At 71.2% G+C, this 18388-nt stretch carries 13 protein-coding genes; 4 read left to right on the top strand and 9 right to left on the bottom strand.

Annotated features, from left to right (window positions below; translation table 11 throughout):
• Positions 1-77: 77 nt before the first annotated feature.
• The 9 genes from ACQYVW_RS05730 to ACQYVW_RS05690 form a co-directional block, all read right to left on the bottom strand.
• Positions 78-1559 (bottom strand): FAD-dependent oxidoreductase, encoded by a 1482-nt coding sequence (locus ACQYVW_RS05730; RefSeq protein ID WP_434946327.1) that lies wholly within the window; start codon positions 1557-1559, stop codon positions 78-80.
• A 126-nt stretch (positions 1560-1685) separates the two neighbouring features.
• Entirely contained in the window at positions 1686-6143 is a 4458-nt protein-coding gene (gene gltB, locus ACQYVW_RS05725) for a glutamate synthase large subunit (protein ID WP_434946326.1), read from the bottom strand.
• A gap of 180 nt (positions 6144-6323) precedes the next feature.
• Positions 6324-6890, bottom strand: a complete 567-nt coding sequence (gene tsaC / locus ACQYVW_RS05720; protein WP_434946855.1) for an L-threonylcarbamoyladenylate synthase type 1 TsaC — start codon at positions 6888-6890, stop codon at positions 6324-6326.
• A 291-nt stretch (positions 6891-7181) separates the two neighbouring features.
• Positions 7182-9695, bottom strand: coding sequence for a DNA topoisomerase I (locus ACQYVW_RS05715; RefSeq protein WP_434946325.1), 2514 nt, complete (start codon positions 9693-9695; stop codon positions 7182-7184).
• 174 nt (positions 9696-9869) lie between these two features.
• The gene (locus tag ACQYVW_RS05710; protein ID WP_434946324.1) at positions 9870-10787 is read right to left on the bottom strand and encodes an RDD family protein; all 918 of its coding nucleotides are present in this window, start codon (positions 10785-10787) and stop codon (positions 9870-9872) included.
• Between the two features lie 53 nt (positions 10788-10840).
• A complete protein-coding gene (locus tag ACQYVW_RS05705) occupies positions 10841-11347 on the bottom strand; it encodes a pilin (RefSeq protein ID WP_434946323.1) in 507 nt (168 codons plus the stop codon).
• Positions 11348-11365: 18 nt separating this feature from the next.
• Positions 11366-11839 (bottom strand): DUF494 family protein, encoded by a 474-nt coding sequence (locus tag ACQYVW_RS05700; protein ID WP_434933777.1) that lies wholly within the window; start codon positions 11837-11839, stop codon positions 11366-11368.
• Between the two features lie 33 nt (positions 11840-11872).
• Positions 11873-13000: a DNA-processing protein DprA gene (gene dprA, locus ACQYVW_RS05695; RefSeq protein WP_434946322.1), complete on the bottom strand. Its 1128-nt coding sequence runs from the start codon at positions 12998-13000 to the stop codon at positions 11873-11875.
• 76 nt (positions 13001-13076) lie between these two features.
• The gene (locus tag ACQYVW_RS05690; RefSeq protein ID WP_434936754.1) at positions 13077-14243 is read right to left on the bottom strand and encodes a LysM peptidoglycan-binding domain-containing protein; all 1167 of its coding nucleotides are present in this window, start codon (positions 14241-14243) and stop codon (positions 13077-13079) included.
• A gap of 142 nt (positions 14244-14385) precedes the next feature.
• Here ACQYVW_RS05690 and def point away from each other — a divergent pair, with 142 nt between their 5' ends.
• From def to ACQYVW_RS05670, 4 genes are all read left to right on the top strand, one after another.
• A complete protein-coding gene (gene def, locus ACQYVW_RS05685) occupies positions 14386-14901 on the top strand; it encodes a peptide deformylase (protein WP_434936752.1) in 516 nt (171 codons plus the stop codon).
• A 101-nt stretch (positions 14902-15002) separates the two neighbouring features.
• A complete protein-coding gene (fmt, locus tag ACQYVW_RS05680; protein WP_434946321.1) occupies positions 15003-15953 on the top strand; it encodes a methionyl-tRNA formyltransferase in 951 nt (316 codons plus the stop codon).
• Positions 15950-17299, top strand: coding sequence for a 16S rRNA (cytosine(967)-C(5))-methyltransferase RsmB (rsmB, locus tag ACQYVW_RS05675; protein WP_434946320.1), 1350 nt, complete (start codon positions 15950-15952; stop codon positions 17297-17299). The genes fmt and rsmB overlap by 4 nt, the downstream gene beginning before the upstream one ends.
• Positions 17300-17371: 72 nt before the next feature.
• On the top strand, positions 17372-18382 hold the full coding sequence (locus ACQYVW_RS05670; RefSeq protein ID WP_434936333.1) for a glycosyltransferase family 2 protein: 1011 nt from the start codon (positions 17372-17374) through the stop codon (positions 18380-18382).
• The last annotated feature ends 6 nt before the right edge of the window (positions 18383-18388 follow it).

The following is an 18388-nucleotide window of genomic DNA, read 5'->3' as shown; positions in this document are numbered from 1 at the left end:
GGCCATCTTGCAACCGCAACCCGGCCCCTGCAAACGCGGGGCGCGCCGGCCTCAGCCCGGATTCAAGCCGGCGCCGCTCAGGCCGCGTCCAGCGCAGCCATCGGCTGTTCCTGGCTGCGCAGCATGCGCGCGATCGCGGCGGCGGCGTCGCGACCTTCCTGCACGGCGGTCACGACCAGGTCGGCACCGCGCACGCAGTCGCCGCCGGCGAACAGCTGCGGATGCGAGGTCTGGTAGGGCAGGCGCCCCTCGCCGCCGACGATCAGGCGGCCGTTCTCGCGCGCCCTCACGCCGAGCGCGTCCAGCCATTCGGGCGGGCGCGGCGAGAAGCCGAAGGCGATGATCACCACGTCGGCCTCGATCACCGATTCGCTGCCGGCGACCGGTTCGGCGCGCTGGCGCCCATTGGCGTCGGGTTCGCCCAGCCGCGTCTCGACCACGCGCACGCCGCTGGCACTACTGCCGTCGGCGCTCTCGATCGCCAGCGGCTGGCGGTTGAACAGGAAGCGCACGCCTTCCTCGCGAGCGTTGGCCACCTCGCGCGCCGAACCCGGCATGTTGGCCTCGTCGCGCCGGTAGGCACAGGTGACGCTGGCCGCACCGAGGCGGACGGCCGAGCGCACGCAGTCCATGCCGGTATCGCCGCCGCCCAGCACCACCACGCGCTTGCCGGCCAGGTCGGGCAGTTCCAGCCGGTCTTCCCAGCCGGCGATGGGGCGGCCATGCGGCTGCCGTCCGGTCACGATGCGCCCGTTCTGCACCAGGAAGGGCAGCGCCGGCAGCACGCCGGACAGGTCCTGGCCCGGCAGCCCGCCATCGGTATAGCGGTAGGCGCCCAGGCCCAGGAACACCGCGTCGTACTCCGACAGCAGGCTGCCGATCGCGACATCGCGGCCGATCTCCACGCCGAGGCGGAAGCGCACGCCCATCTCCTCGAGCACCTCGCGCCGGGTGTCGATCACCGACTTGTCGAGCTTGAAGCTGGGGATGCCGAACTGCAGCAGGCCGCCCACTTGCTCGTAGCGATCGAACACCGTCGCGGCGATGCCGGCGCGCGCCAGGCGGTCGGCGCAGGCCAGGCCGGCGGGACCGGCACCGATCACCGCTACCCGACGGCCGGTGGCCACCACCTTGGACAGGTCGGGACGCCAGCCCTGCTCGAAGGCGGTATCGACGATGTACTTCTCCACCGCGCCGATGGTCACCGCGCCGAAGCCGGCGTTGAGCGTGCACGCGCCTTCGCACAGGCGGTCCTGCGGGCAGACGCGGCCGCACATCTCCGGCAGCGGATTGGTCTCGTGGCAAAGCGCGGCCGCCTCGAGGATGCGCCCTTCCTCCACCAGCGCCAGCCAGTTGGGGATGTAGTTGTGCACCGGGCACTTGGCTTCGCAATACGGATTGCCGCAGTCCAGGCAGCGCCCGGCCTGGTGCACGGCCTCGGCCTGGCCGAAGCGGCCGTAGAGTTCGTTCCAGTCGCCGTCGGTGCGCAGCTGCAGCGGCACCTTGCGCGGCATGTCGCGCGGGACGTCAAGGAACTGGAAGACCTGCTTCTTGCTCATGGGCGGGAATCGGGAATCGGGAATGGGAAATCGGAAGAACGCCACGCGCGGACATCGCGCATGGGTCGGGAGGCACGCCTCCGCGTTTCCCAATCCCGAATCCCGAATCCCAAATCCCGGCTCTCATCACGCCGCCCTGCGCAGTTCGTGCGCCAACGCTTCCAGGCTCGCGGCCTTGGGCTTGACCAGCCAGAACTTGCCGACGAAATCGCGGAACTCGTCGAGGATGCGCGCGCTCCAGGCGCTGCCGGTGAGGTCGGCGTGCGACTGCAGCAGGTCGGTCAGGTGCTGGCGGTAGTTGTCGAAGCTCTCGGGCGAGATGCGCACGATGTCGATCAGTTCGTGGTTGTAGCGGTCGACGAAGTCGCGCTCCAGGTCCAGCACATAGGCCAGGCCACCGGTGAAGCCGGCGCCGAAGTTCAGGCCGGTACGGCCCAGCACCACCACGGTGCCGCCGGTCATGTACTCGCAGCAGTGGTGGCCCGCGCCCTCGACCACCGCCACCGCGCCGGAGTTGCGCACCGCGAAGCGCTCGCCCGCGCGTCCAGCCGCGTAGAGTTCGCCACCGGTCGCGCCGTACAGGCAGGTGTTGCCGAGGATCGGCGCGTGCCGCGACTCGAACGCGCTGCCGCGCGGCGGCGAGAGCACGATGCGACCACCGGCCATGCCCTTGCCGACGTAGTCGTTGGCTTCGCCCTCCAGCTCCAGGCGCAGGCCGCCGGCGTTGAACGCGCCGAAGCTCTGCCCGGCGCTGCCGGTCAGACGCAGGGTGAGCGGACGCGCGGCCATGCCGGTGTTGCCGTGGTGGCGCGCGATCAGGCCCGACAGGCGCGTGCCGATGCTGCGGTCGGTGTTGCGGATGGTGTCGACATGCTCGCCGCCCTGCGCGCGCTCGATCGCGCCCGTCAGCGCCGCCTCCAGGCGCGCGGCCAGGCCATCGGCCGGGGCCTGCAGCGCGGGCGCGCCGCAGTACGCGGCGGGCTGGCCGGGATCGCGCGCGAGCATCCGCGACAGGTCGATGTCCACGTCCTCACGGGTGTGGCGCAGCTGCTGCTCGAGCAGGTCGGTGCGGCCGGTGATCTCGTCCAGCGAGCGCGCGCCGAGCGAGGCCAGCAGTTCGCGCACGTCCTCGGCCACGTTGCGGAAGAAATTCTCCACGCGCTCCGGCAGGCCGGTGAAGTGCGCCGAACGCAGGCGCTCGTCCTGGGTGGCGACGCCGGTGGCGCAGTTGTTGAGATGGCAGATGCGCAGGTACTTGCAGCCCAGCGCGATCATCGGCGCGGTGCCGAAGCCGAAGCTGTCGGCGCCCAGCATCGCCGCCTTGACCACGTCCAGCCCGGTCTTGAGCCCGCCGTCGGTCTGCAGCAGCACGCGCTCGCGCAGTTCGTTGGCCTGCAGCGCCTGGCGCGCCTCGGACAGGCCCAGCTCCCAGGGCACGCCGGCGTAGCGGATCGAGCCCAGCGGGCTGGCGCCGGTGCCGCCGTCGTGGCCGGAGATGGTGATCAGGTCGGCGCCGGCCTTGACCACGCCCGCGGCGATCGTGCCCACGCCGGCGTGCGAGACCAGCTTGACCGAGATCAGCGCCTCGGGATTGACCTGGCGCAGGTCGAAGATCAGCTGCGCCAGGTCCTCGATCGAATAGATGTCGTGGTGCGGCGGCGGCGAGATCAGGCCGATGCCCGGGCGCGCATAGCGCAGCCGCGCGATCAACGGATTGACCTTGCTGCCCGGCAGCTGCCCGCCTTCGCCCGGCTTGGCGCCCTGCGCCACCTTGATCTGCAGCACCTCGGCATTGATCAGGTATTCGGGCGTGACGCCGAAGCGGCCCGAGGCGATCTGCTTGATCTTGCTGCGCTTCTCGGTGCCGTAGCGGGCCGGATCCTCGCCGCCTTCGCCCGAGTTGCTGCGGCCGCCGAGGCGGTTCATGGCGATCGCCAGCGCCTCGTGCGCCTCGGGCGACAGCGCCCCCAGGCTCATCGCCGCGCTGTCGAAGCGCTTGACGATCGACGACACCGGTTCGACCTCGTCCAGCGGCAGCGGCGCGCCGAGCGGGCGCAAGCCGAGCAGGTCGCGCAGCGCCGCCGGCGGGCGCGTGTTGACGTGGTCGGCATAGACCTTCCAGTCCTCGCGCGTCCCGGTGAGCACCGCGCGCTGCAGGCTGGTCACCACGTCCGGGTTGTACTGGTGGTACTCGCCGCCGTGCACGTAGCGCATCAGCCCGCCCGGTTCGGGCAGGGCGTTGTCGTCCCAGCCGTGTTCGGCCAGCGACCAGGCGTCGGCTTCCAGGCGCGCGAAGCCGGCGCCGCCGATGCGCGACGGCGTGCCCTCGAAGCACAGCGAGACCACGTCCTCGTCGAGGCCGACGATCTCGAACAGCTGCGCGCCGCGGTAGCTGGCGATGCTGCCGATGCCCATCTTCGACAGGATCTTGAGCAGGCCCTTCTTGACCCCGCGGCGGTAGCTGCGCCCGAACTGGCTGGGCTCGTTGCTGGTCTTGCCGCCGAGCAGCCCGCGCCGCGCGAGCGCCGCCAGGCTCTGGTAGGCCAGGTAGGGATAGATGGCCGTGGCGCCGAAGCCGATCAGGCAGGCGAAGTGGTGCGGGTCGCGCGCGGTGCCGGTCTCGACGATGAGATTGGCGTCGCAGCGCAGGCCCAGGCGCACCAGGTGCAGGTGTACCGCGCCGGTGGCCAGCAGGGCGTGCACGGCGGCGTGGCCGTGGCGCGGGCGGCGGTCGCTGAGGATCAGCAGCTCCACGCCCTCGCGCACCGCCGCCTCGGCCTCGGCGCAGATGCGGGCGATCGCCGCGCGCAGGCCGGCGCGCCGGTCGAAGTACAGGTCGATGTAGCGATGGCGCGACGCGAAGCGCTCCAGCGCCAGCAGCTGGTGCAGCTTGCGCTGCGACAGCACCGGCGAGTTGAGCATCACGTGGTCGACGTTCTCGGCCTGGTCGAGGAACAGGTTGCCCTCGCGCCCGATCTGCGTGGACAGCGACATCACGCAGTCCTCGCGGATCGGGTCGATCGGCGGGTTGGTCACCTGCGCGAAGGCCTGGCGGAAGCAGTCGTAGAGCGGGCGTACGCGCTGGCTGATCGCGGCCATGGGCACGTCGTCGCCCATCGAGCCGATGCCTTCCTGCTCGGTCTCGGCGAGTGGGCGCAGTACCGCCTCCTGCTCTTCGCGCGAGAGCTGGAACAGCTTCTGGAACGCCAGCAGCATTTCCGGCGTGAACGGCGCGTCGGTCAGCGCCGGATCGATCAGTTCGGTGTGCAGCCAGCGCATGCCGCGCTTGAGCCACTGTTTGTACGGCGCGCGCGCGCGGTTGATGTCGTCGATCGCGTCGCTGTCGAGCAGGCGTCCGCCCTCCAGGTCGACGGCGATCATCTCGCCCGGGCCGAGCTTGCCCTTGGCCTGCACCTGGTCGGGCGGCAGGTCCCACACGCCGGCTTCGGACGCGATCACGAACACGCCGTCCTTCGACAGGGTCCAGCGCGCCGGGCGCAGGCCGTTGCGGTCGAGCGTGCAGGCCGCATAGCGGCCGTCGCACATCACCACGCCCGCCGGGCCGTCCCAGGGCTCGGAATTGATCGAGTAGTACTCGTAGAACGCCGAGAGGTCCGCGTCCTTGTACTCCAGCGACTGCGTCGCCGGCGGGATCAGGATGCGCATCGCCTGCGGCAGGTCCATGCCGCCGAGCAGCAGCCACTCGAGCATGTTGTCGAGCGACTGCGAATCCGAGCCATGCATGGTCACGCTCGACGAGAACTCCGACACGTCGATCAGCGGCGAACGCCACACGCCCTTGCGCGCCTGCGCCCAGCGCCGGTTGCCCTCGATGCTGTTGATCTCGCCGTTGTGCGCCAGGCGGCGGAACGGATGCGCCAGCGGCCAGCGCGGCAGGGTGTTGGTGGAGAAGCGCTGGTGGAAGACCACCGCGCGCGCGGCCAGGTCCGGATGCGAGAGGTCGGGGAACAGCTGGCGCAGGTGGCTGGGCAGGACCATGCCCTTGTAGCCGAGCAGGCGCGGCGACAGCCCCACCACGTAGAAGTCGGGCAGCGCGGACAGCGCTTCCTCGGTGCGCCGGCGGGCGAGATAGAGCGCTCGCTCGAGCGCGTCGAGCTCGGCCTCGTCGGCCTCGATAAAGACCTGCTCGATCCGCGGCACGGTCTGGCGCGCGAGCTTGCCGCAGGCGGCCATGTCCAGCGGCACCTCGCGCCAGCCGGCCACGCGCACGCCCTCGCGCCCGAGTTGCGCGGCGAGCGTGTCGCGGCAGTGGGCGGCGTCGGTGGCCCCGTGCGGCAGGAACACCATGCCGGCGGCAACCGTTCCGGCATGCAGGGGCAGCCCCGCGTCCCGCGCCAGCACGCGCACGAACCGTTCGGCACCATGGATCAGCACGCCGCAGCCGTCGCCCGACAGGCCGTCGGCGGCGACGCCGCCGCGATGCGCCATGCGCGAGAGCGCCTCCAGCGCGATGTCCACGACCGCCCGTTCCGGTTCGCCCTCGATCCTGGCGATCAGGCCGAAACCACAGCTGTCGTGTTCGCTTGCGGGGTCGTGGAGGCCCCGATCCGGGTGTGCCCGCATCGTCGTGTCGTCGTGGTGGGAGGGACGGGTGTGCGTGGGGAAACCGGCGCGTCACCCTGGCGGTGACGACCCGGCGGCGCAGCCACGTGATCCGAATAAAACACAATTGGTGCGGCGCGGCAACGCCGGCGCCGTGATGGTTTCCGCTGCAACAGGAAGCGGCGGAAAAGCCCTTGTTTTCTAGCGGATTTTGCGTCGGTCCCGTGCGTCCTGGATCGCGGTCGCCTGGGCCAGTCCGGAGGTTTCCCCGGCAACGATCGCGTCCACGCCCGCGGCGATCGCCGCATCGAGTTCCTGGCGTGTGCGGGGCGCCGGGTGCGTGGCGACATTGGCGCTGGTGGAGACCAGCGCGCCGTCGTACGCATTGCACAGTGCGACGACGACCGGGTGCGCGCTGACCCGCACCGCCACCCCGTCGTGCGCACCGGTGATCCACCGCGGAACGCGCGCGGCGACCGGCATGACCCAGGTGTGGGGGCCGGGCCAGGATGCGAGCACGTCGCGACGCGTGGGCAGCGCAAGGCGGCTCCAGTCGACCAGCCCGTCGAGCTGGGCCGGTTCGGCCGCGACCAGGATCAGACCTTTCTCGACCTCGCGCTGCTTGAGCGCGAGCAGGCGCATCACCGCCGCCTCGTCGAAGGGGTCGCAACCCAGGCCCCAGACACCTTCCGTCGGATAGGCGATCACGCCGCCGCGTCGCACGATGGCGATGGCGTCCTGGACGGAAGCGGAAGCGGACGGGGGCATGCCGGCAAGCTTAGGGATATGCCGGGCGAATACCAATCGCGGTGGTGGGCGATCGGTGTGCCGTTACGCCGGACCGTTCCGGTTGGGGCGGGGCCCGGACCGTGGTCGCAGACCGCCTCTCCCTGCGTGTCGGAGCGACCTTGGTCGCGAACATTTTTTTGCGCGCAAGCGCACTCCCACAGGTAACAACCCCGGCGCGGCCGCCCCTGCGCGCGACGCTTCGCTGGCGTGAATCGCAGTCGGGTGGCGGCGGCAGGCGCCGATTCAGCGGTCGCCTGCGCCCTGCGCGATTCAGAACGGCGCGTCGTCGGCCTTCTTCACCACGCGCTTCTTGCCGGGTTCGAACTTGGCGGCAGTGACCAGGGGTTTGGCTTCCTCCAGGTCCGAGGAATAGGGCCGGGCGGCGCTTCTGGCCGCCGTTTTCCTGGTCGCAGCCTTCTTCGTCGCCTTCTTGGCGGGCGCCTTTTTCGCCGCGGCCTTCTTTGCCGGCGCCTTCTTCGCACCGAAACCGCGCCGCGCCGGCTTGCCGGTTTCCTCGAGCAGGCGCGTCACTTCCTCGAGCGTCAGCGACGCCGGCTCGCGGTCCTTCGGGATCTTGCCGTTGAGCCGGCCGTCGCTGATGTACGGGCCGAAGCGCCCGTTGAGCACCTGGATGTCGCTGCCCTCGAATTCCTTGATCACGCGGTTGCGCGCGATCTCCTCCTTCTGCTCGATCAGGAACACCGCGCGCGCCAGGTCGATCTTGTACGGATCGTCTTCCTTGGTCAGCGATGCATAGGTGCTGCCGCGGCGGGCGAAGGGACCGAAGCGGCCGATGCCCACGCTCACGTCCTCGCCGTTGCTCTGGCCGAGCGCGCGCGGCAGCTGGAACAGCTCCAGCGCCTCCTCCAGGCTGATCGAATAGATGCTCTGGCCCGGGCGCAGCGAGGCGAAGCGCGGCTTCTCCTCGTCCTCGACGGTGCCGATCTGCACCAGGGGGCCGAACCTGCCGATGCGCGCGCTGACCGGGCGCCCGCTCTCGGGATCGTCGCCGAGCACGCGGATGCTGCCGGCATCGGCCTTGTCGAGCGTGGCCTTCTTCTCGTCGACCTGTTCCTTGAACGGGCCCCAGAACTTCTCCATCAGCGGGATCCATTCCTCCTCGCCGCGGCTGACCGCATCGAGTTCGTCCTCGAGGTTGGCGGTGAAGTCGTAGTCGACGTACTTGCTGAAGTGGTTGCTGAGGAACTTGGACACCGCGCGGCCCACGTCGGTGGGCTTGAACGCGCGACCTTCCAGCACCGCGTACTGCTTGCCGGTGAGGGTCTGGATGATCGAGGCGTAGGTCGAGGGGCGGCCGATGCCGTACTCCTCCAGCGCCTTGACCAGCGAGGCTTCGGTGTAGCGCGGCGGCGGCTGGGTGAAGTGCTGGTCGGCGTGGATGCGATCGAGCGGGATGCGGTCGCCGAGCTTCATCGCCGGCAGCTTGCGGCCCTCGTCCTCGTCCTCCTTGCCCTTGCTGTCCTTGCCTTCCTCGTACACCGCCAGGAAGCCGGGCACGACCACCGTGGTGCCGGAGGCGCGGAAGCCGTGCTCGGCGCCGGCAGCGAGGTCGACGGTCACGGTATTGAGCGTGGCCGGGATCATCTGCGAGGCGACCGCGCGCTTCCACACCAGTTCGTACAGCCGGCGCTCGTCGTCGGACAGGTAGCGGGCCACCTGCGCCGGCGTGCGCAGCGCGGAGGTCGGCCGCACCGCCTCGTGCGCCTCCTGCGCGTTCTTGGACTTGGTCTGGTAGACGTTGGGCTTGTCCGGCACCGATGCGGTGCCGAAGTCGCGCGCGATCACGTCGCGGATCTCGCCCAGCGCGTCCTGCGACAGGTTCACCGAGTCGGTACGCATGTAGGTGATCAGGCCGACCGTGCCTTCCTCGCCGATGGCCACGCCCTCGTACAGCTTCTGCGCCACCTGCATGGTGCGGCGGGTGGTGAAGCCGAGCTTGCGCGCGGCCTCCTGCTGCAGGGTCGATGTGGTGAACGGCGGCGACGGCCGGCGCTTGCGTTCCTTGCTGGCCACGTCGGTGACGTGCAGCGAACCCTGCGCCGCGGCGGCGATGCGCGCCCGCGCGTCCTCGGCGGTGTCGCCGTCGGTGATGGTGAACTGCTCGAACTTCTGCCCGTCCAGCTTGACCAGCTTGGCGCCGAAGGGCTGGGAGGGATGCGCGCAGTCGGCCTCGATCGTCCAGTACTCGCGCGCCTTGAACGCCTCGATCTCCTCCTCGCGCTCGACGATCATGCGCAGCGCCGGCGACTGCACGCGGCCGGCGGACAGGCCCGCCTTGATCTTGCGCCACAGCACCGGCGAGAGGTTGAAGCCGACCAGGTAGTCGAGCGCGCGCCGCGCCTGCTGGGCGTCGACCAGTTCGTCGGCGATGCGACGCGGCTGGTTCATCGCTTCCTTGATCGCGCGCGGGGTGATCTCGGTGAACACCACGCGCTGCAGGTCCTTGCCCTCGAGCAGGCCGCGCTCGCGCAGGATCTCGGCGATGTGCCAGCTGATCGCCTCGCCCTCGCGGTCCGGGTCGGTCGCCAGCCAGATGCCGTCGGCGGCGCGGGCGGCTTTGGCGATCGCCTCGACGTGCTTCTCGTTGCGTTCGATCAGCTCGTAGCGCATGCGGAAGCCGTCCTCCGGGTCGACGGCCCCCTCCTTCGGCACCAGATCGCGGACGTGGCCGTACGAGGCAAGGACCTGGAAGTCCTTGCCGAGGTACTTGTTGATCGTCTTGGCCTTGGCCGGCGATTCGACGATGAGCAGGTGCTTGGGCATCGGGTGCGGGTTCCGGGCGGGCCTGTCGGCCGCGCCGTTCGGGATGTGAAGAACACGACGCCCGGGAGGTCCCGGGCGCAGGAGACGATGCCGTCCGGGGACGGCGCTATTTATAGTGGAATCACGCCGCCCATGGCGGTGTCAAGCAAGCCGCGCCCGGCCGGCCGCCGCCGCTCAGCCCGTCATGGCCGGAATTGCGATCGCGGCCACGATTCCCAGCAGCAGCAGGCCCAGCAGAACCAGGCCGATGACCAGTATGACCCAGGCCACGGTTCCCAGCTCCCGCCGCTGCAGGTCCGGCCGGTCGGTGAAGGCCCAGCGGTCCACCACGAGGGTGTCGCAGATCATGTCGTGCAGCGCCTGCCTGCGTTCGGCCAGGCCGGTCGTCAGCGCCGATACCAGGCCGCCGAGGCCGAAGCTGAACACCACCGTGGCGAAGTAGGCCGCATAGCGCCAGAACGCGCGCGCGAAGCTGATCCGCTCGCCATTGCCGCGGCAGACCTTGATCCCGACCGCCAGTTTGCCCAGCGAGGCCTGGCCCGGCGCCGAGTGCATCCAGGCGAAATACAGCAGCGGCACCAGCAGGCCCACGCCGTAGGACAGCAGCACGATCGCCAGCGAACCGCCGGTGCCGAACAGGTCCCCGCCCATCGCGCCGGCGGCGCCGGCCATCAGCAGCAGCGGAATCTGGATGGCCCACGACGCCACGGCCGTGACCAGGCCGTCGATCACCATGGCGGCGAAGCGCTTCCAGAATCCGGCGTGGACGACCTCGCCCCCGGCGACCACGGCCCCGCTCGCGCTGACGGCCGCCACCGGCGGGGCATAGGGCGATGCCGGGTCGACCGCGGCGGCCGCTCCCGCCGCGGCCACGGGATCGGCCGTTGGGGATGTCGGCAGCGGCGGCGCCCGGTCGTCGGCCTGTGCCAGCTCGGCGGCGAAGTCGCGCATCGGTTGCCAGTCGGCCATGCCGTCGCGCCATACCAGCGTGTCCCAGCCCAGCCTGCCCTGCAGCCGCAGGCGCACCAGGCTGGCGGCGTCGACCGGCCCCTGGCGCGCGTGGTCGGCATCGGCGTAATACCAGTTCGACATCGTGTTTTCCCCTGTGTTGCTTGTGTTCGGCGCCGCCCCCGCGACGCTGCGCCTCAGCCCCGGCAGTCGGCGGGCAGGTACCGGTCTTCGGCATCGGAACCGCAGCGCCAGCTGCCATCCTCCTCGCGCTCCAGCCACAGTCGCTTGCCCTGCAGCGGCCCGCCACGGGTGTCGGGCAGCGCGATCGCCATCGCGCAGCCGGAGTCCGTGGCGATGAAGGCGACGCCGGCGTGGGCCTGGCCTGGCGCGTGCGCGGCACCGAAGCCGGGCTCGTCGGCAAGCGGACAGCGGCCGTGCTGCGCGACGAATTCCCCCAGCCTGACCTTCACTGGCGCGGTTTCGGCCAGCGCAGCGACGATCTGCGAGCGCGCCAGGTAATCGTTGTAGGCAGGCATCGCGATCGCGACCAGGATCGCGGCCACCGGAATCGCCAGCCCGCCCGCGACCAGCAGGGCGATCAGGCAGCCGTGCATGCCCTGGCGCGGCGCTGGCGCCGGCCGCGGACGTGCGGGCGGTGGCGGCAGCGGCGGTGGGCCGACGCCGGGGACGGGCGGGATCATCCGGGTATCAGCGCGGCGTCAGTGCACCGGCTCGGGTTCGTCGGCGAACATCTGGGTTTCCATCCAGGCGTAGGCCGCCTCCATGCCCGGCTGGTTGAACAGCACCATCAGCACCACCCACTTCAGGTCGTCCAGGTCCAGCTCGTCCTGGTCCAGGGCCATGGCCCGGTCCAGCACCAGCTCGCGCTGGCCGGCATCGAGGACGCCGTGCTGTTCCAGGAACAGCAGGAAGCCGCGGCAGTCGACATCGAGCTTGTCGAGCTCCGGCCCGAAGTAGACCCGGACCGGACCGTCGGCGCGGCCGGTGCCGGCACCGGGCCGCTGCTGGGCCAGCGCGTCGAGCCAGTCGAAGGCCTTGCTGATTTCCGCCGGGCTGAATCCGGCCTCGAGCAGGCCGGCCTGGAGCGAGTCGCGGTCGCGGACCAGGTCCGCGTCCTCACTGAAATAGTGTTCGAACAGATAGAGCAGGACGTCCAGGATGCTCTCTTTCATTTCCCCCCGGCCTGCGCCCGAGGGCGCGAAATGTCATGACTTTCGGGAATAACGGCCGTGCTCGTGCACGACCCGCCCATCCAGCTCCATGAGCAGGAGCATGGACGACGCCTTGGCGGTCGTCAATCCAGTGCGCTCCAGCAGTTCATCCATAGGGCTTGGGTCGTGACACAGGGCCGACCACAAGCGCTGGTAGTCCGGATCCTCCGGGCCCTGGCTGCTCACGGACTCCGGGAGGGGCGCCGCGGATCCCTGGATGGGGGCGTGCAGGCGCTGGCGCAAGGCGTCGGCCAGGCTGGCGGCCACCGGCGCGAGGGCGGCGGCGACCTCGCCCGGCCGTTCCACCAGCGTGGCGCCCTCGCGCAGCAGGCGGTGGCAGCCGCGCGCCATCGGGTTGCGGATCGAGCCGGGCAGCGCGAACACCTCGCGCCCGGCCTCGGCGGCCAGGCGCGCGGTGATCAGCGCCCCCGAGCGCTGCGCGGCCTCCACCACCAGCGTGCCAAGGGCCAGGCCAGCGATGATCCGGTTGCGGGCCGGGAAGTGCTCGCGGCGGGCGCCGGTTCCGGGCGGATGCTCGCTCAGCACGACGCCGCGCGCGACGATGGCCCGGTGCAGTCCGGCATTGGAGCGCGGGTAGGGAACGTCGATACCGCTGCCCAGCACCGCCACGGTGATGCCGTCGGCATCCAGCGCGGTCTGGTGGGCCACCGTATCGATGCCCGCGGCCAGGCCGCTGCAGACCGCCAGGCCGGCGCCGGCGAAGGCGCGGGTGAAGTCCCGGGCCTGGTCGCGGCCCGCCGCGGTGGGCGCGCGGGTGCCGACCACCGCGACGGCCGGATGCCAGAGCAGGCCGGCATCGCCGGCCACGAACAGCGCCAGCGGCGGGCTGGCCATGCGGCGCAGCAGGGCCGGGTAGTCAGGATCGTGCCAGCCGAGCAGGCGATGGCGCGGATCCGCCAGCCATTGGACCTGGGCGGCGGGGGCGTCGTCCCGGTCCAGGGCGCGCACCTGGGCCTGATCGAGGCCAGCGTCGCGCCAGGCGTGCGGGCCTGCGGCGAGGGCCGCGGCCGGCCCGGCATGCCGCTCCAGCAGCCTGCGGCGCGGCGCGCTGGCGCCGCCACAGTCGATCAGGCGCAGCAGGGCGAGGTCGTCGGTCGTCATGCCGGCAGCGTGCCGCGCAGACGACGACGGCGCCTTCCGGCGCCGTCGCTGTGTCCTGTCGGAAAACCCCGCGCCGTCAGTAGGGCGCGTCGGGGTGCTTGAGGTGGTAGCCGACGCGGGTGGGCTTGATGCTGTCCATCACCAGCGCGTAGCTGACCTTGTCGTAGGTGCGGAACACCATCGCGTGGCCGGCGAACTCGTCCGGCAGGCGCACCTTGTTCTCGTAGAACACGGTGTCGGCGTCTCGGTCCGGGCCCTTCTCGACGCGGTCGACGGTGTTGGTGCCCTCGCGCCACAGCGAGAACACGGTGCCGTTGTCCACACCCTCGCGCGCGCCCACCGACAGCGCGATCACGTCCCGCGGACCGCCGTGCGACAGCGCGTCGGCCACCGCCAGCACGCGGGCACGGCCGTATTCGAGCTGCTGGGACGGGGCGTGCGGGAAGAACTGCAGGTCGTAGGGCTGGGCGTCGACCGGGATCAGGCGGTCGCCGATGCGGACTTCGCGACCGGTCTCGTCCAACAGCAGGGTGCTGGCCTGGATGCCGCCGACCTCGCCACGGGTGATCGTGCCGACGTTGACCCGCTGCAACTCGTAGCCGAGCAGTTCCTGGCCCTTGTCCGGGGTGATCACGTTGGTCCAGAACTGCTGGAAGTCGGCGATGCGCTTGCCGCGGAAATCCAGGTCGTCCTTGTGGAACAGGTCGCAGCACAGGCCGCTGCGGTCCAGGTGGGTATAGCGCACGGTCGGACGCACCACCGCATAGCGCTGGCCGGCACTCGCCCCTTCCAGGCCGCGGATGTAGGCCACCTGGCCCTGGGTCGCGCGCAGGCGGTCTTCCTCGAGCCCGACCACGTAGGGCAGGTGCTCGAATCCGTCGACCACGCGCAGGTCCTTGAGGAAGGCCTCCACGTCCGACAGCGGGATCGCATTGATCGGCTGCGCCGTCGCTTCGCGCGGGCCCTCGGTCGCGGTCACGCGGTTGAGGTAGGCCAGGCTGATGACATCGCCCGGATAGATCAGGTGCGGATTGTGGATCTGCGGGTTGGCCTGCCAGATTTCCGGCCACAGCCACGGCCGCTGCAGGAACCGGCCCGCGATGTCCCACAGCGTATCCCCACGCTGCACGACATACGTATCGGGATGATCGCCGCGCATGGTCTGCGCGGTCGCGTAGGTGGCCACCGTCATCAAGGCGACCACGCACGTCGTGCGGAGCCCCTGAGAAAGGCGCTGAAGCATACGGGCCATCTAATTGCTCCCCTTGAAGATTTCCCCGTGCAGCGGCCGCACTATAGCCTGAAAGGGGCGGCCGGTTGCAAGCCGCAGGGCGCTACAATGGCCAGCCGTTCCGTGCGGTTGTGACCGCCGCCACCTTTCCGCCATGGCCCTGCTCCCGATCCTCGAATATCCCCACCCCCGGCTCCGGACCGTGGCCCGCCCGGTCGACCCCGCGCAGTTGGAGGATCCGCTTTTCCAGCGCCTGCTCGACGACATGTTCCAGACCATGTACGAGGCGCCGGGCATCGGGCTGGCGGCGACACAGATCGACACCCACCAGCGCTTCATGGTCATCGACGTCACCGAGGGGCGCGAGCAGCCGCTGGTGTTCGTCAATCCGACCGTCCGCGAGCGCTCGCCCGAACTGCGTGCGCACCAGGAAGGCTGCCTGTCGATCCCCGGCATCTATGCCGACGTCACCCGTGCCGACGGCATCGTGGTGGATGCGCTCGACCGGCACGGCAAGCCCTTCGAGCTGCGCGTGGATGGCCTGCTCGCCACCTGCGTGCAGCACGAGATCGACCATCTCGACGGCAAGCTCTTCATCGACTACCTCTCGCCGCTCAAGCGCGACCGCGCGATCAAGAAGCTCGAGAAACTGCGGAAAGGCCGGGATTAGCGATCCGCGAGCGGGGGGCGCGGTACGGCGGGATTCTCCCGCCCCCCCGCTCCCGCTATTCCCAATCCGAATCCCCAATCCCGAATCCCGGCTCTTCATCCATGCGCATCGTCTTCGCCGGCACGCCCGATTTCGCGGTCCCCTCGCTGCGCGTGGCGGCCGCCCGTGGCGAGGTGGTCGCGGTCTATACCCAGCCCGACCGTCCCGCCGGACGCGGGCGGGGACTGGCCGCCTCGCCGGTCAAGCTCGAGGCGCAGCGGCTGGGCCTGCCGGTGCTGCAGCCCGAAACCCTGCGCAGCGTGGAATCGCGCAAGGCCCTGCGCGCGCTGCAGCCGGACCTGATGGTCGTGGTGGCCTACGGGCTGCTGCTGCCGCCCAAGGTGCTGGCGATTCCGTCCCACGGCTGCTGGAACGTGCATGCCTCGCTGTTGCCGCGCTGGCGTGGCGCGGCGCCGATCCAGCGCGCGATCGAAGCCGGCGATGCCGAAACCGGCGTCTGCCTGATGCAGATGGAGCAGGGCCTGGATACCGGCCCGGTGTTGCTGTCCCAGGCCACTCGGATCGGCGCGGACGAAACCGCCGGGCAGCTGCATGCGCGCCTGGCGGACCTCGGCGCGCAGGTGCTGGGTGACGGGCTCACCCTGCTGCGCGCCGGCGTGCGCCCCGCGCCAGTGGCGCAGCCCGAGCAGGGCGTGACCTATGCCCACAAGCTCGAAAAAGCCGAGGCGCGCCTGGACTGGCGGCAGCCGGCCGCAACGCTGGCGCGCAAGGTGCGGGCGTATTCGCCGTGGCCGGTGGCCGAGGGCGAGGTGGCCGGCGAAGCGGTGCGCATCCACGGCGCGGTCGCGCTCGGGCTGGCGCATCGCGCCGCGCCGGGCACGGTCCTGGTGGCCCGGCGCGACGGGATCGACATCGCCTGCGGGGACGGTGCGCTGCGCATCCGTTCGCTGCAGCGCCCGGGCGGCAAGGTGATCACGGCCGCCGACTACCTCAACGCGCGTCGCGAACTGGCGATGCGCGCGGCGGACGCCGCGCGCGGGCCTGGCGCATGAAGCGTCGGCGCGGTGGGCCGGGACCAGCCCAGGGCGCGCTGGCGCCCGGCGTCGCCGTGCGCCTGCGGGCCATCGAGTTGCTCGACGCGGTCCTGCGCCAGGGCCGCTCGCTCAGGACGATGCTGGCGGAAGTGTTGCCGACGCTGGCCGACCCGCGCGACCGCGCCCTGGTCGAGGCGATCGCCTTTGCCGCACTGCGCGGACGCGCACGCTACGACGCGGCGATGGCGGCCTGGATGCCGCGACCGCTGGCGCGGCGGGACGCTCCGCTGCGTGCGCTGCTGCATGTGGGCTTCGCCCAGCTAGATCCGCTGGCCCTGCCGGCGCATGCGGCCCTGGACGCGACCGTCGACGCCGCCCGCGCCCTGGGCCGCAGCCACCAGGCCGGCATGGTCAACGCGCTGCTGCGGCGTGCCCAGCGCGAGGGGCTGCCGGCGGGCGAGGCCGCAGCCGCCTGGCCGGCCTGGCTGCGCGAGCGGGTGCAGACCGACTGGCCGGAGGCGGCTGTCGCGATCTTCGACGCCAGCGCAGCGCCGGCACCGACCTGGCTGCGGGTAAACCGCGGGCGTAGCCGGCGCGAGGACTATGCGGCGCGGCTGCAGGAGGCCGGGGTGGCGGCCACGGTGGCCGAGGACCTGCCCGATGCGCTGCGCATCGATGCGCCTGTCTCGCCGATCACGCTGCCCGGCTTCGCCGAAGGCGATGCCTCGGTGCAGGACGCAGCCGCGCAGCGCGTGGCCGATGTGCTGGCGCCGCTCGCCGGCGTTGTGGCCGGTCGCCGCGTGCTCGATGCCTGCGCGGCCCCGGGCGGCAAGTCCGCGCACCTGCTCGAACGCGATCCGACGCTGCAGCTGACCGCCCTCGATGTCGACGAACGACGCCTGCGCCGCGTCCGCGACACGTTCGAGCGGCTGGGGGTAGGCCGCCACGCGCGCCTGCTCGCGGCCGATGCCACCGCGCCTGCGACATGGTGGGATGGCGAGTTGTTCGACGCGATCCTGCTCGACGCGCCGTGTTCGGCGACCGGCATCGTGCGTCGCCAGCCCGATGTGCTGCTGCACCGGCGGCCCGGCGATCTGGAGGCGTTGGCCATCCTGCAGGCGCGCCTGCTCGATGCGCTGTGGCCGCTGCTCGCCGCTGGCGGCACCCTGCTGTACGCCACCTGTTCGATCCTGCGTGCGGAGAACGGGCAGCAGGTCGAGACCTTCCTCGCCCGCACGCCCGATGCCGTGGCCGTCGGGCTCGACCCGGCGTACGGCCACGTTGCGGGCGCCGGCCGCCAGCGGCTGCCCGGCGAGTACGGGATGGACGGCTTCTTCTACGCCGCGCTGCGCAAGACCGGATAAGACCGCAGGTCGTGTGCGGGGCGCCGCCGCTGTAGACTCGCGCCGGTCTTTCCCGACGCTCCGGAACGCTCGATGTCGCCATCTGCGAACCCGCCCTGGTTGAGCGTGCTGGTGCCTGTCTACAACGTCGAACCCTATATCCGCGACTGCCTCGAGTCGGTGCTGGCCCAGGCCGATGCCGGCGTCGAGATCCTGGTGCTCGACGATGCATCACCGGATGGCTCCATGCAGGTCGTGCGTCGGGTGCAGGACGCGCACCCTGGCCGCGTCCGCAGCTTCACGCACGAGGGCAACCGCGGCCTGTCCGCGGCGCGCAACAGCCTGCTGGAGCAGGCGTGCGGGCGCTACGTCTGGTTCCTGGACTCGGACGATGTGCTGCGTCCGGGGGCGATCGACGGGCTGCGCGCGCTGGTCGAGCGCGATGCACCCGACCTGGTGTTGTGCGACTACGCGCTGTTCGGCGAGCGCTCCGGCCTCAGTCAGCGGCTGCGCCGCGGCTGGCACCGGCGTTCGTTCGACGGGGCAGCCGCAGGTATCTCGCACGATCGGGACGTCCTGCTGACCGGACTGTTGGAGACCCGTCAGCTGCATACCTGGTCGAAGATCGCGACCCTGTCGGCCTGGCGCGCGGCGCGGTTCCCCGAAGGGCGGTATTTCGAGGACATCGCGGTGATCCCGCAACTCGCCGGTGCCGTGCGCAGCTGGACCCACGCCGCACGCCCCTGGGTGGGTTACCGCCAGCGCGGCGACAGCATCCTGGCGCGGATGACGCCGGCCAAGTCGCGCGACCTGCTGCAATCGCTGCGCGAGTTCCACGCCGGGCTGCTGGCCCTGCCCGGCGGCATCTCGGCGCGCACGCGCCTGGCGCTGGAATACTTCTGCCTGCGTACCTTCGCCTCGCTGGCGCGCAAGCTGCCCGAGGACGAGGCGCTGGTGCGCGACTGCCGCGACGCCATCGCGGCCGTGTTCCCGCAGGGCATGCCTGCGGTGCTGGCCGAGTACCGCGCGCGTGGCTGGTGGCTGCGCGCTTGGCGCGCCGAGCGCAGCCTCGCGCGGCGCGGCTGGCTGCACCGGGCCCAGTGAGGCGCG

It is taken from the genome of Luteimonas campi, from assembly GCF_051162505.1.
Lineage (GTDB): Bacteria > Pseudomonadota > Gammaproteobacteria > Xanthomonadales > Xanthomonadaceae > Luteimonas.
This window is presented reverse-complemented; position numbering and strand designations above follow the sequence as displayed.

Coding starts and splice junctions, on each gene's coding strand:
- rsmB (WP_434946320.1), top strand. CDS start 15,950: ATGAAGCGTCGGCGCGGTGGGCCGGGACCAGCCCAGGGCGCGCTGGCG.
- fmt (WP_434946321.1), top strand. CDS start 15,003: ATGCGCATCGTCTTCGCCGGCACGCCCGATTTCGCGGTCCCCTCGCTG.
- ACQYVW_RS05715 (WP_434946325.1), bottom strand. CDS start 9,695: ATGCCCAAGCACCTGCTCATCGTCGAATCGCCGGCCAAGGCCAAGACG.
- dprA (WP_434946322.1), bottom strand. CDS start 13,000: ATGACGACCGACGACCTCGCCCTGCTGCGCCTGATCGACTGTGGCGGC.
- ACQYVW_RS05705 (WP_434946323.1), bottom strand. CDS start 11,347: ATGATCCCGCCCGTCCCCGGCGTCGGCCCACCGCCGCTGCCGCCACCG.
- ACQYVW_RS05710 (WP_434946324.1), bottom strand. CDS start 10,787: ATGTCGAACTGGTATTACGCCGATGCCGACCACGCGCGCCAGGGGCCG.
- ACQYVW_RS05670 (WP_434936333.1), top strand. CDS start 17,372: ATGTCGCCATCTGCGAACCCGCCCTGGTTGAGCGTGCTGGTGCCTGTC.
- ACQYVW_RS05700 (WP_434933777.1), bottom strand. CDS start 11,839: ATGAAAGAGAGCATCCTGGACGTCCTGCTCTATCTGTTCGAACACTAT.
- tsaC (WP_434946855.1), bottom strand. CDS start 6,890: ATGCCCCCGTCCGCTTCCGCTTCCGTCCAGGACGCCATCGCCATCGTG.
- def (WP_434936752.1), top strand. CDS start 14,386: ATGGCCCTGCTCCCGATCCTCGAATATCCCCACCCCCGGCTCCGGACC.
- ACQYVW_RS05690 (WP_434936754.1), bottom strand. CDS start 14,243: ATGCTTCAGCGCCTTTCTCAGGGGCTCCGCACGACGTGCGTGGTCGCC.
- ACQYVW_RS05730 (WP_434946327.1), bottom strand. CDS start 1,559: ATGAGCAAGAAGCAGGTCTTCCAGTTCCTTGACGTCCCGCGCGACATG.
- gltB (WP_434946326.1), bottom strand. CDS start 6,143: ATGCGGGCACACCCGGATCGGGGCCTCCACGACCCCGCAAGCGAACAC.